This window comes from Achromobacter xylosoxidans (assembly GCF_002192695.1).
GTDB lineage: Bacteria > Pseudomonadota > Gammaproteobacteria > Burkholderiales > Burkholderiaceae_B > Achromobacter > Achromobacter xylosoxidans_C.
The window spans coordinates 28,168-43,650 of the sequence record NZ_MTLG01000055.1; the positions used below are offsets into that span (position 1 = coordinate 28,168).

Below are 15,483 nucleotides of genomic sequence, written 5' to 3' on the forward strand. Positions count from 1 at the left end.
CTTACGGGAGATTGCAATGAAGAAGTTGTCCACGCTCGCCGCGTTGGCCTGTATGACGGTGGGGCCCCTGCTGGCGACGAGCGCGTCCGCGCAGTTCGCCAAGCCCGAGGACGCGGTCAAGTACCGCCAGTCGGCGCTGACGCTGATGGCTTCCCACTTCGGCCGCATGGCGCCGGTGGTCAAGGGCCAGCAGCCCTATGACGCCGCGCAGATCAAGGCCAATGTGGAAGTGTTGAAGACCTTGTCGGCCTTGCCGTGGACGGCTTTCGGCGCGGGCACCGAGGGCGGCGACGCGCGTCCGGAGATCTGGAGCGACGCCGCGGGCTTCAAGCAGAAGCAGCAGGCCTTCCAGGACAACATCGTCAAGCTGTCGGCCGCTGCCGATGCCGGCGACCTGGACAAGCTGCGCGCCGCGTTCGGCGATGTCGGCGCAAGCTGCAAGGCCTGCCACGACGCGTACCGCAAGAAGAAATAAAGCGCTGGCCGTCCGCGGGCGGCATGTGGGCAAAGAGGCGCCAGCGTAACCGTTGGCGCTTTTTTTATGCCATCGCAGGGCTTGCGGCGATCCACGGGGCCGTGCGTTGGCCCCGGACAGGAGAGGTGGGATGAAATCCTTTGACGATCTCGTGGCAGAGGCCGAGGCCGCCGATGTCAGCGGCTGGGGCTTCGATTGGTTGGCTGGAAGGGCCTCCGAGGAGCGCCCGCCGTGGGGCTATGCCCGCTCGCTCGCACAGCGCCTGGCCGGCGTGCAGTCGGCCTTGGACCTGGATACGGGAGGCGGCGAGGTGCTGGGCGAGGCTCCCGCCTTTCCGCCGGTAATGCATGCGACCGAAGCCTGGCCGCCCAATGCCAGGAAAGCGCGTGAGCGCCTGGCCGCGCGCGGCGTGCAGGTGGTGCAGACCGCGTCCGGCGCCGCCTTGCCGTTCGCCGACGCCTCGTTCGACCTGGTCACGTCCCGGCATCCCGTGAGTCCGGATTGGGTCGAGATCCATCGCGTCGTCAAGCCAGGTGGGCATTACTTTGCCCAGCACGTGGGGCCGGCCTCGGCCTTCGAGTTGATCGAGCATTTCCTGGGGCCATTGCCAGGGGAGCGGCTCCTGCGCGATCCGTACGCCGAGGCGGCGGCCGCCAGGGTGGCGGGGCTGACCGTGACGGACCTGCGCACGGCCCGTTGCCAGATGATGTTCCACGACGTGGGCGCCGTGGTCTGGATCCTGCGCAAGTGTGTCTGGTGGGTGCCGGATTTCTCGGCGCGCAAATACCGAGATGCCTTGCTGGCGCTGGATGGGCGGATGCGCCGGGGAGAGCCGTTCGTCGCCCATTCGGCGCGGCATCTGGTCGAGGCTCGGCGCTAAGTGGCCTGCGGCCCGTGGGCAACGAGGTTGCCCATACGGGCCGCGATTGCTGTGCCGTGTCAATCGCGTTTGCATGTGCAGGACAGCCAAAGCACGGCCGTGGCGAGACTCAGGCAATAGGCGATGATGGGCCAGCCGGTTCCGGTGGGCAGGAACATGATGGCGAGGGTGCCAATACCTCCCTGTATCAAGCCGCCCAGGCAGAAGTAGACCGCCGTGGCGGTTCCGGCAATGTGGTCGAAGCCTTGGAGCGCGCCATTGGGCGCCACGGAGACCGCGCAAGCGATACTGGCGCCGGCCAGCCACATCGGGAGGATGAGACCGAGCGCCGAATGCGGCGCAAACAGCTCGGAGAGCGTGAGGATGGCGGCTCCGGCAATCAGGCCGCACATTGCCAGGCGCAAGGTTTTCAGATTTCCCCAGCGAGGAATCAAACGCCCCATCAACCGCGCCGCCGCCATCATCGCGATGGCCACCGTGGCGAATAGCAGGCTGAAGCCCAGCTGCGACAACCCTTGGCGGCCCATCATCAGCCAGGGCGCGGTCGAGAAAAAGACGAAGAAGCTGCCCATTCCCGCGCTGTAGCAAAGCGTGTAGAGCCAGAAATGCCGGCGTTTCAGGGGGAGCGCGAACTGCGACCATTGCGGCACCGTTGCCGCAGGCCTCCTGGTCTCCGGCCATAGCAGCCAGGCGGCGACGACGGCTCCCGTCATCGCCATTCCGAGCGCACCGAAGATGGCGCGCCATCCCAGCCAGGCGCTGACCACCGCGCCGAGCAGCGGACCCGCTGCCGGAACCATCGCCAGCATGGTGCCGAGCAAGCCATAGATGACGTGGCTTTCGTCGCGGCCCGAGTAGACGTCGCGCACGGTGGCAAAGGTGGCGACGAGGCAGGCCGAGGCGCCGCAGGCCTGCAGGATGCGCAGACCGAGGAACGCTTCAGGCGAGGAGGCGGCCGCGAGGCCGAACGAGGCAGCGATGTAGGCCAGGCCGCCGGTCAGCAGAACCGGGCGGCGTCCCAGCCGGTCCGACAGTGGGCCGAAGATGAGCTGGCCCGCTCCAAGCAGCACCAGGTACGCCGTCAATGTCCATTGGATCGTCGCGGCGTTGGCGCCCAGGGCATCGGCCATGGAGGGCACCACGGGCAGGTACATGTCCATGCCCAGCGAGGCCAGCAGGTCGAACGGTGACAGGAGGAAGAGTGTGGTGGCAAGGGAGTGCCGCCAGGAAAAATCATTTGAACGCACGAAACCATCTCCTTGGAAAGGATCAGGCGGCGCTCTCGTGTAGCGACTGGAGTGTCGAGAACGCCGCAACAACCAAAAAAAAGCGGGTTGTTGCGGCTTACTCGTCTGCTTGCTTGGCAGTGTTCATGGAAGTCAGGAAAAAGACATGTCGGCCGCCACTTCCAGCGACCGGATCCACAGCACCAGGCCCGTGACACAGGCGCCCAGCACCAGGGCGCGCAGCCAGACGGCGAAGCCGTCCTGCGTGGGCGGCGTGCCGGCCGGCACGTCCTTGGCGTCGACCTTGCCTGTGATGATGGCGCGCACCATGCGCTTGCGGCACACCAGTGCGTACCAGAACACCGCGAGCAGGTGCAGCGCGACCAGCGCCAGGATGACCCACTCATTGAGCTTGTGCCAGGAGGTCATGGCGGCGGAAACGGTTTCGCTGACGTGGCCGAACAGCGGGCCTTGCGTCATGATGTCGTCGGTGGTGAACAGGCCGCTGACCGCCTGGAAACCGATGACCAGCAGCAGCGCCAGCACCGACAGCGCGCCCAGCGGGTTATGGCCGGCGGGCGCGGCGGCGCCCTTCAGGTAGCGGGCCACGGCCGCCGGCCCGCGCACGAATTGCGAGAAGCGGGCGTAGCGCGGGCCGAAGAATCCCCACAGCAGGCGGAACAGGATCAGGCCCAGCGCCGTACAGCCGAAGCGCACGTGCCAATCCATGTACAGGCCGCCGAGCTTGACGCTGACGAATGCGCCGACGATGCAGGCGACGAGCGCCCAGTGGAATAGGCGGGTGGGAAGGTCCCAGATATGGACCGCGAGACGGTTGTTCTGCATGGTGGGATCGCCAGGGCTGTATTGCCGGGGACTTTATCACGCACGAATTGCCCCGTTGCGTGTGCAGCGGGGCGGGGTTGCGCTTCAGTGCGTGGTGCGGCGCACGGATTCGATGCGATGCACATGCTCGTGGCGGAAGCGGATGCGCTGGCCGGGAGCCTCTTGCGTGGGCGCGCCGCAGGGCACGACTTCGGTCGTGTAGGTCGTCGTGCCGTCGATGGGCGCGTTGTAGATGACCGTGGCGCGGATTTCCGGGCCGTTCGCGGGCTTCAGGTAAACGATGTCGCCGATGTGGATCGGCATGTTGTCCAGCTTGGTGTGTGCCGGGCGTCGGATCAGGTCCGAGGTAGTGAAACGAGTATTCATGGTGTTTGTTCTCTTGGTTTCTAGTTATGGGATGCTGCTTCTGGCCACGTGGCGCGCGGCATTCCTGCCGCGTGTCCATGCCAGCCGTATCAAATGGGGCAGGCGTGTCGTGACACTAACGCATATCTGCCGCCGTCCCTTTGCGCATTCTCATGTTTTTGCACGCACGGGCTGGCGGCGCGATGCTGTCCATCAGTCCGGGACGGCATCATTTCGGGCGGCGCGATGCGCAAGGCAGGCAGAGGCCCGAGGGTTCACGCAGGGCTGGAAAGCCCTGGCGATTGCGGCGCGCTTATCGCTAAAGGTCGCTTGCGCGGGTTGCAGGCGCCGCTGATGGTCTTGTTGCTTCTTGCCAAGCCGGACTGGCGGTTTGGTGAAGGCGTTTGGTTCCAGGCCGCAATCCGGGTTTGCGTGCTATGCAACCTGGATGGGATGCTCGGGCTTGGGGGCCGCTGCGTCCATTGAGCTTGGATGGTTTTCGAGGGTCTGGGGTCTGCTCTTAGTGTCTGGGGGGAGGCTGATGTTCAGACGTCGGAGCCAGTACCTTGGTTTGTCGCCGCGTTTTTTCGAATGGAAATTGGCGCTAACCACAGAACTCAACCATCAACAATACTGGTATTTGATGGTTCTTGCAAGCGTTTTGTGCTAGGGAGGGAACATCCTCCCCCGTATCCGTCCCTTAATGCGCGGTCGGGCGGGCCTGGCGCTGGGCTTCGATGATGAGTCCTTCCAGGCGCGGTGACATGCGCAAGGCGACCTGTGCGCCGGTCTGGCCGTCAGGTTGGGTCTCGGTTTCCAACGCAAGCTCGATGCGTTCATTGTCGAAAGCCTCGGGGGCGGCCTGGATTTCCACGTACCGGGCCAGCAAGGCATCGACCGCCTTTTGCGCATCGGCCAGCGCTTCGTCGGTCAGTTGACCCGGGCTCAGGTACTGGTTGACCACCCGCGCCAGGTCGTTCATGAAGAACAGCAGGGCGGCCGCGCCGCGGCAATCGGGATGGGCAAAGCCCCAGGTATCGGAGGTGGCGTTTTGAGTCATGTCTTGAGGCTGGCCTGTGTTGCGGGGGCCGTGATGGCCGAAAACGCCATTTTATGGGATCGGGCGGCGCGCCCGCATCAGGCATACTGCCATGCCTATGATCAGACTCGCACGACCTTCAGACTTGGCCAGCCTGGCCGATATCGAACGCTCCGCCGCGCAGCGTTTCCTGGACACTCACATGGCCTGGGCCGCTGGCGACGAGACGGCGCCGCAGGACGAGCTTGCGCAGTCTCAAGCGGCCGGCCTGTTGTGGATCGCGGAATGCGAGGGCCAGCCGGCAGGCTTTGCGCTGACCCGGCCCATGGACGGCGATCTTTACCTGGCCGAGATGGCGGTGGCCTTGCCGTGGCAGGGGCGCGGCCTGGGGCGGGCGTTGCTTTCCGCCGTGTGCCGCCATGCCCGCGATGCCGGCTGCTACCGGTCCGTGGTGCTGACCACCGACCGCGGCCTGTCCTGGAATGGGCCGTTTTACCAGCGGCAAGGCTTTGCCGAGCTGGCCGAGGCGGAACTCACGCCGGGCCTGCGGGCGCGTTTGCGGCACGAGGCTGCCATGGGTTTCGACCCGGCGCGCCGCTGCGCGATGGCGCTCTTGCTGGAGCCATGATGCGGGCGGCGGACGCTGTGTCAACTCGCTTCGATGGCAACAAAATCCGCCCGTCGGCGGCGCGGGGAAGCGCCTTCGGGATAATCTGCCGGAGGGCGGCCGTCCTGCTCGCGGGCGGCGCCGGTTTTGCGAACCCGCATGCAAGGAGGATGGGCATGGCACTGCTGCGAGCTTGCCTGCTGGGCCTGGCGACGGCGTCGATGCTGTTTCTGTCGGCCTGCGTCAACAAAGAGCCTCAGGAGCGCGCCGCGTTCATCCAACTGCTGCAAAGCCGGATGAGCAGCGCGTCGCTGCTGCCCATGGGCATCCTGAGCGAGCCGGAAAAAGAGGCCGTCGGCGGCTACGCCGATGCCTACGAAGTGATCACCGATTTTCAGGAAGCCCTGGCGCAGGCGGCGGCGTCCATGCGCGATGTGCCGGAAATCGAAACCCTGCGTTCGGTGGCCGAGATCGTGGAGCGGCGCGCTCGCTTCGAGGGCGCGCGCAAGACGCTGGCCGAGCAGGCTGCCGAGGTCCAGCGGGCCCAGGCCAAGGCGGACAAGGCGCGTGCGGCGCTGGCGCTGCCGCCCGATCTCGCGCCCGTCTATGACGGCGTCTATGACGAAGCCGTGACTGCGCCCGCGGCCGAGCTGCTGGACGCGGCGGCCGCCATGGATGCGGTGGCGCGCGATGCGCTGGGCGTGGCGGATTTCGTGGCCGCCCATGCGCAGGACATCCTGCTGCTCGACGGGCAGGCGCGCGTCGCGACGCTCACTTTGCTGCAGGAGCTGAACCTGCGCCTGCAGGGGCTGAATGCGCAGTCGCAGGTCCTGGAGCGTGCGCGCGCCACCTTGATGCAGCTTGCCGGACAGTCGCCGGACGTCCGCTGAGCAGCGCTTTGTACAATGCGGGTCTCGCGGCGTCTGCCGAGCCTGGGACGTAATATGAGCCAATCTTCCAGCGTGCACTACAGAACCTTTCTGCTCCTGCTGGTGGCGGTCACCATCGCATTCGGCTGGTTGTTGTGGCCTTTTTACGGCGCTGTTTTCTGGGGCGCCGTTCTCGCCATCATCTTCGCGCCGCTACAGCGCCGGCTGGTCGCCCGCATCGGCGGACGACGCAACCTGGCCGCGCTGATCACCTTGCTGTTGGTGCTGCTGCTGGTGATCCTGCCTCTCATCGTCATCAGCGGGTCGCTGGTGCGCGAAGGGGCGAACCTCTATCAGAGCGTCAAGTCCGGGCAGATCAACTTCGGCGACTATTTCCAGCAGGCCATGGCGGCCCTGCCGCCGTCGGTGCATGACTTGCTGGCGCGCTTCGACCTGACCGACATACCTAGCCTGCAGGAAAAACTCAGCGCGGGCGCCATGCAGGCCAGCCAGTTCCTGGCGACCCAGGCCTTGAACATCGGCCAGGACACGTTCCAGTTCGTGATCAGCTTCGGCATCATGCTGTACCTGCTGTTCTTCCTGTTGCGCGATGGCCCGCTGCTCTCGGCGCGGCTCAAGCGCGCCATGCCGCTGAGCGACACGCACAAGCAGCACCTGCTGCGCAAGTTCACCACCGTCGTGCGCGCCACCGTAAAGGGCAACGTCGCGGTGGCCGCGGCGCAGGGCGCGCTGGGCGGCATCATCTTCTCGATCCTGTCCATCCAGGGTGCGCTGCTGTGGGGCGTGATCATGGGCTTTCTGTCCTTGCTGCCGGCGATAGGCGCGGGGTTGATCTGGGCGCCGGTCGCGATCTACTTCCTCTTGACCGGCGCCACGATCAAGGGCGTCGTGCTGATCCTCTTTGGCGTGCTGGTCATCGGCATGGTGGACAACGTGCTGCGCCCGATTCTGGTCGGCAAGGACACCAAGATGCCGGACTATGTGGTGCTGATCTCCACGCTGGGCGGCATGGCCTTGTTCGGCCTGAACGGGTTCGTGATCGGCCCGCTGATCGCCGCGCTGTTCATGGCCAGCTGGGATCTGTTCGCGCCGCCGGTGGACGGGTTGGCGGACAGCGCCGAGGACCAGCCGCCCGCAGGCAAATAGACGCGGCGGACTGCCCGGGGCAGTCCGCCCGTCTCAAGACGGGTGTATGGTGTAGCAGCGCCGGCCTTTATCGGGGCCGGCTTTTCGTATCAACCTCGACTTTTCGGGAGCGCGTGGGATATGGAATGGAAACTGCATCGATCGGGCTGGATCGAAGAACGCAACTTCGACATCGAATTCGCCGAGACCCCGGACGGCTATCACGCTCGGGTGCGGGTTTTCGGCTTTCCGGTGCTGGAAGACACCAAGCACGTGTTCCCCAACGAGGCGCTGGCCGAAAAGGGGGCGTTGACGCTGCTCAAGACCCAGTTCACCGGCACCCCGGACCTGGAAGACCCGCAGGCGTGACAGGCGCCGCGCGTCCGGAGTAAATTGGGGACGCGGTATTTACATCACATCCGTATTGACGCGGCGAGGGGATTCCCATGGCGCGGATTGTGCGACTGCGAACTTCTGCAATAATTTCCGACGTTCGTTCGACCCCGGGCCGCGGGCCGAGCGTAGCGTATCGGGAGGCGCATGGGTCCAGAGGTGTGGTTTCGATCGGCAGGCCGACGCTTGCGGACTTCGCAGGGCGAGGTTCCGGTGGCTGACGCCGAAAGCCTGGCGGGCGCGCGCGTGCGCCGGCCGCGCCGCTATTCCATGCGCACGGGCCTGCTGACGCTCGTGTTCGCCTGTATCACGCCTGCGCTGGTCATGGCCTCGGTGGCGGTCTACGAAAGCTACGTCATCCAGAAAGAACGGATCTTCCGCGACACGATCTTCCTGGCGCGCAATCTGACTGCGATCCTGGACCGCGAACTCACTGGCGTCGAAGCGGGCCTGCAGATGCTGGCGTCGTCCCCGGATCTGGTGGCTGGCGACCTGGCCGGTTTTCACCGGCGGGCGCGCGAATCCGTGCGCTTCCAGATCATAGACAGCTATGTCCTGACCGATAAGGACGGCCGTCAGCTGATCAACACGTCCGTGCCGTTCGGCAATCCCCTGCCGATGACCGGCGCCTCCACGCAACTGGCCCAGGTGTTCCAGACGCGCGCGGCGGTGCTGACGGGCCTCTTCACCAGCAGGGTCAATCAAGGTCCGCTCATTGCGTTGGGCGTGCCGGTGCTGCGCAACGGCGAGGTCGCCTACAGCCTCAACGTCGGCATCCTGCCCGAGCGCATCGGCAACCTGCTGGGCAGGCGTGCATTGCCGGACGGCTGGGTGGCGGCCGTGCTGGACGACAGCGGCACGATCCTGGCGCGCACACGCGATACCTCGAAGTTCCTGGGCCAGAAGGCCGTTCCCGAGCTGGCGCGGGCGGTGCAGCAGGAAAGCGAGGGCTCGTTGGAGACCATCACCAAGGAAGGCACGCCGGTCTACACCGCGTTCAGCCGCTCTTCGCTATCCGGCTGGACCGTTGCAGCCGGCGCGCCAATGAGCCTGCTGACCACCGACCTGTACCGCTCCATCGCCTGGATCGCCCTGGGTACCTTGCTGGCTTTCGGCCTGGGTCTGCTGCTGGCCCTGCGGCTCGCCAGCCGCCTGACTTCGGCCGTGCAGAGCCTGGTCGCGCCGGCGTTGGCCCTGGGCAAGGGGCACGCGGTGGCGGTGCCGGGCACGCGCGTCAAAGAGGTCGCGGAAGTGGGCGGCGCCCTGGTGCAGGCGTCCCGCATGCTGGCGCATGCCCAGCATTTGGCGCACTACGATCCGCTGACCGGCCTGTGCAATCGCGTGCTGTTCAGCGAACTGGTGCTGCGCGAGCTGGCGGTGGCGCAGCGCAGCGGCGAACCCTTCGCCATCCTGGCGATCGATCTTGACGGCTTCAAGGCGGTCAACGACCTGCATGGCCACGCGGCGGGCGATGCGGTGCTTCAGGAAGCAGCCGAGCGCATGGCCGACGCGATCCGCGTGTCGGACGTGGCGGCGCGGCTTGGGGGCGATGAATTCGCCGTGCTGCTGCTGGGGGCGGACAGGGACAATTCGCGGCGTGTCGCGCAGGCGCTGGTGGAAAGCCTGTCCCTGCCGTATCCCGAGGTCAGCGTCTCGGTATCCGCCAGCGTGGGCATCGCCATATATCCGCAGTCCGGCGTCACCGTGCGCGAACTGCTGGAACGCGCCGATATGGCGCTCTACAAGGCCAAGGGGCAGGGCAAGCGCAGGGTGGAGGCGGATCAATGATCCGGCCTGTCGCTCGCCGGTGCGCCGTCACGCGTCATGAGGCGGCGGGGCCAGGGCGGTAAGCACTTCGCCCGATTGCAGCCGGTACCGGTTCCGATCCAGCGGCAACACCCGCTCCCCTTCAGTGGTGCGGAGTATGTAGCGGGCCGCGTCAGGCCGGGCCGCGTCAGGCCGGGCCGCGTCAGGCCGGGCCGGCTCTTCCCGCCGCACGAACACTTCAATCCGGTAAAGCCGGCCCGATTCCGTGCTGGCCAGCACGTCACTCAGTCTGCGTGTGGATATGCTCATAAGCCGCTTGCTCCTTGTGCTGCATTGTTTTTGCGGGCATTCGGGTGGAGGCGCAGGCACTGCCGCATGCCGGCGGCTGACCGCGGGCCGTGCGGGTTTTCGCTAAACTGCCCGGCTTGGCGCCCCAAGCGGGCAATCGGAATCGGTAATGCAACTCTCCCTGAGCCGGAACACGGCAACTTCACTGGGCTTGCTGGCGGTGCTGCTGTGGGGCACCGTCGTCGGCCTGATCCGCGGCGTCAGCGAAAGCTTCGGCCCGGTCGGCGGCGCCGCGCTGATCTACACGACGGGTGCCGCGTTCCTGGTGTTGCTGCTGGGTTTCCCGAAGCTGCGGACCTTTCCGCGCTCCTATCTCATCGTGGGCAGCCTGCTGTTCGTCGCCTACGAAATCTGCCTCTCGCTCTCTTTGGGCTACGCCGCCAACCGCGGGCAGGCGATCGAATTGGGTATCGTCAACTATCTCTGGCCCTGCTTCACCGTGATACTCGCCATCCTCATCAATGGCCAGCGGGCCAGTGCGTGGGTGGTGCCGGGCATATTGCTGTCGTTGTGCGGCATTGTCTGGGTCCTCGGCGGATCGGGCGGACTTTCCTGGGACCGCACCATCGCCAACGTGTCCAGCAATCCCCTCAGCTATGGACTGGCTTTCAGCGGCGCCATCATCTGGGCCGTCTATTGCAACGTGACCACGAGATTCGCCGACGGCAAGAATGGGGTCGCCCTGTTTTTCATGCTGACCGCGGCTGCCTTGTGGACCAAGTACCTGTTGGGCGCAGAGCCCGCCTTGGCCTTCACCTGGCCCGCCACGCTGGAATTGCTGGTGACGGGCGGCGCCATGGCCGCAGGCTATGCGCTATGGAACGTGGGAATACTCAAGGGCAACCTGACCTTGCTGGCCACGGCGTCCTACTTCACTCCGGTCTTCTCGACGTTCTTCGCGGCCGTGTGGTTGTCGACCCGCCTGACCGCATCATTCTGGCAGGGCGTGGCCATGGTTACCGCGGGGTCGCTGCTGTGCTGGGCGGCCACGCGCGGCAAGGCCGCCCGGGGCGGATAGCCCCGGGACGTACATGTCGTGATCAAGGAGTTATTCGATCAGCACGGTCTGCGCGACCGCGTATCCGAGCGGAATCAACAAGAGTGAAGCGAACAAGGAACTGGTGATCGCCGCCGAGATTCTCAGCCAGGGTTCGGACCCTGCGCTTTGAACCGTTTGAATCACCAACGCGACGATACCCACAACCATCAAACAGCTGATAACCACTGCTACATAAGTCATGTTGTCTCCGTCCTCGCCTGATTAAAGGGGAATGCGGCTGCCGCTGTGCGGTCTAGATGTTTGTGTCGATTGTGCGCCTGTATTTGCGCAATAGGCCCTAGGGTTTTCCTGACGCGAGATGGGGTTTGTGGCGTTTTTGCCGCGGGGTGTGCAGCATGAATCCATGTGCGGGCGCAGCATTTCTCCGCGGGTTCCCGGCGACGCGTTTTGCGCCGGCGCACCTTGCGCTACGATGGCGGCGTCGAATCATGCTAAAGGCCTACCCATGCCGCAACTGCGCCCAGGCACGCGCGCCACGTTGCAAGTCAGGCAATTGATGCCGGGAGAATTCGCCTGGATCATCACCTTGTTCGATCCCGAAACCGGCAATGTGCGCAGCACCAATTATTCGCCCAGGCGTTACGCCAGCCAGGATGAGGCCTCCGCCGCGGGCAAGGCTGCCGTCGTCGAATTCCTCGGCAACGGTAGCCAGAAAACCGCCGACCCGGCCAGGGACGTCAAGGGCAAGCCCTGACCCTGGCCGGCCGCGCATGCCTGAATGCCCTCGCAAGAGGGCTTTTTTACGGCAGCCGGCAGCGTGCCGGGAATGCGGTTTGCTGATGGGACGCGACGGCGCGCCACGCGCCGCTTGAGGAGAACGTCATGTCCCAGTCCATGCATCGCGAACCCGGCGGGGGCGACCAGCCCGTGCCCGACGACCCCGCATTCCCCAGTAATCCGCCGCCCGACGATCCGCCGCAGGATCCGACGCGGCCGCGCATCGATCCCGACGTCATCCGATCCCGTGCAGCCGCCGCCGAATCCGCGCGCGCCCGGCACGATCGACCTGGCCTGAGCGCCGCGCGCGACGCGCAGGACTTCATTCAAGGAGGCTATATGCGTTCCATCTTGTTGTGGCTGTTGGGCGTGCCCATTCCCATCATCATCCTGCTGGCGCTTTTCTGGCATTGACCCGCGAGGCTTTACCGCCGCGGCGGCGCGTATCGGCGCGGCCGCGCTGAACCGTGAACAAGGAACAGATCCATGGAAAACGCATCTTCATTGAGCCAGCCATACCCCGCCGGCATGCCGCCGAGGGAATCCGCCATCTCCGCCGTGTCGTGGGCCGCCGTGATCGCGGGCGCGGTCATTGCGGCGGCCCTTACGCTGGCCTTGTTCGCCGGCGGCACGGGCCTGGGCTTTCTTTCAGTGTCGCCCTGGAGCGGCGAAGGGGCGAGCGCGCCCGCGGTAGGCATAGGCCTTATCGTGTGGATGCTGGCCACGCAGATCGTCGCCTATGGCATAGGTGGCTACGTCGCGGGGCGGCTGCGCACCAAATGGGTCGACGTGCATTCGGATGAGGTCTATTTCCGCGATACGGCGCACGGCTTCCTGGTGTGGGCCTTGAGCGCGGTCGTAAGCGCAGTGCTGCTGGGCGCGTCCATCGCGACGCTGGCGTCCGGCGTGGCGAAAGCGGGCGCCGCGGTGGCGGCAGGGGCTGGCACCGCGGCGACGGCCGCGGCGGCTGCGGGCGGAGGCGACGGCATGGCGCAGATGCAGGGCTACTTCTCCGATGCGTTGCTGCGATCGGAACGGCCGGACGCCGGCGGCGACCGCAACGGCGCAAGAGAGGAGGTGGGCCGCATCGTGGCGATGAGCGTGGCGCGCGGCTCCATGACCGGCGAAGACCGCGACTATGTCGTGAAGGTCGTGGCGGCACAGGCCGGGCTGGAGCCGGCTGCGGCGCAGCGCCGTGTGGAGCAGGCCGTGCAGAACGTGAAGCAGGCCGCGGACGACGCCCGGCAAAAGGCCAAGGAGGCCGCGGACCAGGCGCGCAAGGCCGCGGCCGCATTCGCGCTGTGGGGCTTCGCTTCGATGCTGATCGGCGCCTTCGTGGCCAGCCTGGCGGCCACCTGGGGCGGCAGGCGGCGCGATGCGGTTCGGTTGCCTTAGCCGAGAGGCGGGCGCCGGGCCGCTACTGTCAGGGAGTGACCAGCGCCGGGCGCCTTTCTCCGAAAATGAATACGTGCGCATAGCTGTCGTTCATGGCATGACGGGCCTGCGTGACTCCTGGAATGGCCGGAGTCGTGGGAGCAAACAGATCCCGCCACGCGATGTCCACTTCAAAGGGAGCGTGCTCCGGCGTGTCGTTGTATCCAAGGATCAGAAGCCCGGCAGGCTTGAGCACGCGATGGCATTGCTCCATCAAGCGCTCGAAATCGGCTCTCTTGTTGAGGCCCCAGCCGATCACGCCATTGGCCACCACGACGTCGAACGAAGCTTCGGCGTAGAACTCCGACATGTTCGTTGCGCTTCCGATGGTGTGCCGGCCGGTAGGGCCGTAGATGGCTTGTTCAGGATCCATATCCAGAGAATGGAACTCCATCTTCAGCAAGCGGGGGTAATGCCAGGTGTACTCATGCATGCCGACGAACAGGCATCGCATCGGCGTGTCGGTTCGGGTAGCCTGCTGGTTCAGGTAGTCGAATATCTGCTGCTCCAGGAAACTGCGATTTGGAGCCTTCAGCCGGAAATCAAAGCCGCAACGCGCGGCTAGTTCAGGAGACCAGTGGAACAGCCCTTTTTTTGCTCTATGGATAAGTCGACGCAAGGAAATTTGATCGCTCCTGAGGGGACTGGATAGCGGCCACCAAGTTGGTTGCCGTGTAGCGTCCGTCTACCAGCGGCGGGCGCCGCGTCGTAAGACTGGCTCCCCGCGCGAAGAGTTCCAATGCGCAAAACGAAAAGGGCGCCCACTTGCGTGGGCGCCCTTTGAATTCCTGGTGGCGCATCCCTGATTCGAACAGGGGACCTGCGGATTATGATTCCGTCGCTCTAACCGGCTGAGCTAATGCGCCATTTCGGTCAATCTCTGCATTTGCGCCACATCTGTGTTGCAAGCAGTGATCAACGAAGAAAGAAATTCTAGCACGAAAATTTTGGCGTGCGCAAGCGATCCAAGATCAAATTTCAAGGAAGTGCTTTCAGGCATCCCGCGCCAGCCGGATGCCCGAGAACTGCCAGCGGGCTTCGGGCGGGAAAAAATTGCGGTAGCTGGGGCGGATGTGGTCCCTGGGCGTGGCGCAGGAGCCGCCGCGCAACACGTATTGGTTGCACATGAACTTGCCGTTGTATTCGCCCACCGCACCGCTGTCGGGTTTGAAGCCCGGATAGGCGTCATAGGCGCTGGAGGTCCATTCCCAGGCGTCGCCGAACAGTTGCACGGGGCCGCCCGAACCGTTGCGCGTGGGGGCGGGGCGGGTGTCCAGGTGGCCGTTTTCCAGCATGTTCGCGCGTCCCGCCAGCAGGCCTTCGGGCAGTTGGCGGGCGGCATGCTCCCATTCCGCTTCGCGCGGCAGCCGCACGCGCGCCCAGCGGGCGTAGGCGTCGGCCTCAAAGTAGCTGACGTGCGTCACCGGGGCCTGCAATTCCAGCTCCTGCACGCCGCGCAAGGTGAAGATGCGCCAGTCGTCGCGCTGCCCTTCCCAGTAGAGGGGCGCGCGCCAGCCTTCGGCGCAGACCATGTCCCAGCCCAGCGACAGCCAGAGTTCGGGCCGCTTGTAGCCGCCATCCCGGATGAAGGCCAGGTATTCATGCTGGGTCACCAGCCGGTCGGCCAGATGGAACGGGGCCAGCAACACGTCGTGGGCGGGGCCTTCGTTGTCGAAGCCGAAGCCGTGGCCGTCATGGCCGACGCGGCTGATGCCGCCGGCATAACGGGTCCAGCCGGCCGGCGTGGCAGGCGGCAGCGCGGGCGGGCCTGGGGCCACGTAGGCCGGTTTGAGCGGATTGGCCGACAGCATGTGCTTCAGGTCGGTCAGGATCAGTTCCTGGTGCTGCTGCTCGTGATTCAGGCCCAGCTCCAGCAAGGCGTCGAAGGCGGGATCGTTGCCGCCCAGGCGCGAGATCAGTTCGTGCATGGCGCCGTCGACGTGCCGGCGGTAATGCTGCACCTCCGCCAGCGCGGGGCGCGACAGCAGGCCGCGGCGCGGACGCGGATGCTTGGCGCCGACGGCGTTGTAGTAGGAGTTGAACAGCATGCGGTACTGCGGATGGAAGACCGAATAGGGCGGATGAAAGCGCGTCAGCAGAAAGGTCTCGAAGAACCAGGTGGTGTGGGCCAGATGCCATTTGACCGGGCTGCAGTCGGGCATGGACTGCACTTGGCAATCCTCGGGGCTCAGGGGGGCGGCCAGGGCCGTGCTGGTCGAGCGCACGGCGTCGTAGCGGTCGTGCTGTCCCGCCTGGCCGGCAGCGTAAGATCCGGTGGCGGGGTGAGTCAGCAGGCACGCAGGTTCCATGGCGATCCTCCAGTGGCGTTGA

Annotated in this window: 19 protein-coding genes and 1 tRNA gene; 11 read left to right on the top strand and 9 right to left on the bottom strand. The window is 65.6% G+C overall.

Annotated features, from left to right (window positions below):
- Window positions 1-16 precede the first annotated feature (16 nt).
- Window positions 17-475: a c-type cytochrome gene (locus BRO63_RS08885; RefSeq protein ID WP_088139370.1), complete on the top strand. Its 459-nt coding sequence runs from the start codon at window positions 17-19 to the stop codon at window positions 473-475.
- A gap of 130 nt (window positions 476-605) precedes the next feature.
- Complete coding sequence (locus tag BRO63_RS08890; protein WP_088139371.1) at window positions 606-1,355, top strand: class I SAM-dependent methyltransferase; 750 nt, start codon at window positions 606-608, stop codon at window positions 1,353-1,355.
- A 59-nt stretch (window positions 1,356-1,414) separates the two neighbouring features.
- Here the strand turns inward: BRO63_RS08890 and cml are convergent, their stop codons facing one another.
- From cml to BRO63_RS08910, 4 genes are all read right to left on the bottom strand, one after another.
- Window positions 1,415-2,602 (bottom strand): CmlA/FloR family chloramphenicol efflux MFS transporter, encoded by a 1,188-nt coding sequence (gene cml / locus BRO63_RS08895; RefSeq protein ID WP_088139372.1) that lies wholly within the window; start codon window positions 2,600-2,602, stop codon window positions 1,415-1,417.
- 132 nt (window positions 2,603-2,734) lie between these two features.
- Window positions 2,735-3,427 (bottom strand): cytochrome b/b6 domain-containing protein, encoded by a 693-nt coding sequence (locus BRO63_RS08900; RefSeq protein ID WP_088139373.1) that lies wholly within the window; start codon window positions 3,425-3,427, stop codon window positions 2,735-2,737.
- Window positions 3,428-3,511: 84 nt separating this feature from the next.
- The gene (locus BRO63_RS08905) at window positions 3,512-3,793 is read right to left on the bottom strand and encodes a hypothetical protein (protein ID WP_088139374.1); all 282 of its coding nucleotides are present in this window, start codon (window positions 3,791-3,793) and stop codon (window positions 3,512-3,514) included.
- Between the two features lie 679 nt (window positions 3,794-4,472).
- Window positions 4,473-4,832 carry a hypothetical protein gene (locus BRO63_RS08910; RefSeq protein WP_088139375.1) on the bottom strand — a complete coding sequence of 120 codons (360 nt, stop codon included), beginning with the start codon at window positions 4,830-4,832 and terminating at the stop codon, window positions 4,473-4,475.
- Between the two features lie 91 nt (window positions 4,833-4,923).
- Here BRO63_RS08910 and BRO63_RS08915 point away from each other — a divergent pair, with 91 nt between their 5' ends.
- From BRO63_RS08915 to BRO63_RS08935, 5 genes are all read left to right on the top strand, one after another.
- Window positions 4,924-5,439, top strand: coding sequence for a GNAT family N-acetyltransferase (locus BRO63_RS08915; protein WP_088139376.1), 516 nt, complete (start codon window positions 4,924-4,926; stop codon window positions 5,437-5,439).
- Between the two features lie 155 nt (window positions 5,440-5,594).
- On the top strand, window positions 5,595-6,308 hold the full coding sequence (locus tag BRO63_RS08920; RefSeq protein ID WP_088139453.1) for a DUF3053 family protein: 714 nt from the start codon (window positions 5,595-5,597) through the stop codon (window positions 6,306-6,308).
- A 54-nt stretch (window positions 6,309-6,362) separates the two neighbouring features.
- Window positions 6,363-7,454 (top strand): AI-2E family transporter, encoded by a 1,092-nt coding sequence (locus tag BRO63_RS08925; RefSeq protein WP_088139377.1) that lies wholly within the window; start codon window positions 6,363-6,365, stop codon window positions 7,452-7,454.
- Window positions 7,455-7,574: 120 nt separating this feature from the next.
- Entirely contained in the window at window positions 7,575-7,802 is a 228-nt protein-coding gene (locus BRO63_RS08930; protein WP_088139378.1) for a hypothetical protein, read from the top strand.
- A 237-nt stretch (window positions 7,803-8,039) separates the two neighbouring features.
- A complete protein-coding gene (locus BRO63_RS08935; RefSeq protein ID WP_088139454.1) occupies window positions 8,040-9,614 on the top strand; it encodes a GGDEF domain-containing protein in 1,575 nt (524 codons plus the stop codon).
- A gap of 27 nt (window positions 9,615-9,641) precedes the next feature.
- On the opposite strand, the gene BRO63_RS08940 is transcribed toward BRO63_RS08935, so the two are convergent.
- Window positions 9,642-9,902 (bottom strand): 6-phosphofructokinase, encoded by a 261-nt coding sequence (locus BRO63_RS08940; protein ID WP_088139379.1) that lies wholly within the window; start codon window positions 9,900-9,902, stop codon window positions 9,642-9,644.
- 148 nt (window positions 9,903-10,050) lie between these two features.
- Here BRO63_RS08940 and yddG point away from each other — a divergent pair, with 148 nt between their 5' ends.
- Window positions 10,051-10,959, top strand: coding sequence for an aromatic amino acid DMT transporter YddG (gene yddG, locus BRO63_RS08945; protein WP_088139380.1), 909 nt, complete (start codon window positions 10,051-10,053; stop codon window positions 10,957-10,959).
- Window positions 10,960-10,989: 30 nt separating this feature from the next.
- Here the strand turns inward: yddG and BRO63_RS08950 are convergent, their stop codons facing one another.
- The gene (locus BRO63_RS08950) at window positions 10,990-11,181 is read right to left on the bottom strand and encodes a hypothetical protein (RefSeq protein WP_054451113.1); all 192 of its coding nucleotides are present in this window, start codon (window positions 11,179-11,181) and stop codon (window positions 10,990-10,992) included.
- Between the two features lie 265 nt (window positions 11,182-11,446).
- On the opposite strand from BRO63_RS08950, the gene BRO63_RS08955 reads away from it, so the two are divergent.
- The 3 genes from BRO63_RS08955 (at window position 11,447) to BRO63_RS08965 (ending at window position 13,113) form a co-directional block, all read left to right on the top strand.
- Window positions 11,447-11,695 (top strand): hypothetical protein, encoded by a 249-nt coding sequence (locus BRO63_RS08955; protein WP_088139381.1) that lies wholly within the window; start codon window positions 11,447-11,449, stop codon window positions 11,693-11,695.
- 128 nt (window positions 11,696-11,823) lie between these two features.
- A complete protein-coding gene (locus BRO63_RS34435) occupies window positions 11,824-12,132 on the top strand; it encodes a hypothetical protein (RefSeq protein ID WP_256943262.1) in 309 nt (102 codons plus the stop codon).
- A gap of 72 nt (window positions 12,133-12,204) precedes the next feature.
- Entirely contained in the window at window positions 12,205-13,113 is a 909-nt protein-coding gene (locus BRO63_RS08965; protein ID WP_088139382.1) for a hypothetical protein, read from the top strand.
- A 28-nt stretch (window positions 13,114-13,141) separates the two neighbouring features.
- Here the strand turns inward: BRO63_RS08965 and BRO63_RS08970 are convergent, their stop codons facing one another.
- From BRO63_RS08970 to egtB, 3 genes are all read right to left on the bottom strand, one after another.
- The gene (locus BRO63_RS08970) at window positions 13,142-13,771 is read right to left on the bottom strand and encodes a class I SAM-dependent methyltransferase (protein ID WP_256943263.1); all 630 of its coding nucleotides are present in this window, start codon (window positions 13,769-13,771) and stop codon (window positions 13,142-13,144) included.
- Window positions 13,772-13,941: 170 nt separating this feature from the next.
- Window positions 13,942-14,018 (bottom strand) — tRNA-Met (locus BRO63_RS08975).
- 126 nt (window positions 14,019-14,144) lie between these two features.
- Complete coding sequence (gene egtB, locus BRO63_RS08980; protein WP_088139384.1) at window positions 14,145-15,461, bottom strand: ergothioneine biosynthesis protein EgtB; 1,317 nt, start codon at window positions 15,459-15,461, stop codon at window positions 14,145-14,147.
- Window positions 15,462-15,483: the final 22 nt, after the last annotated feature.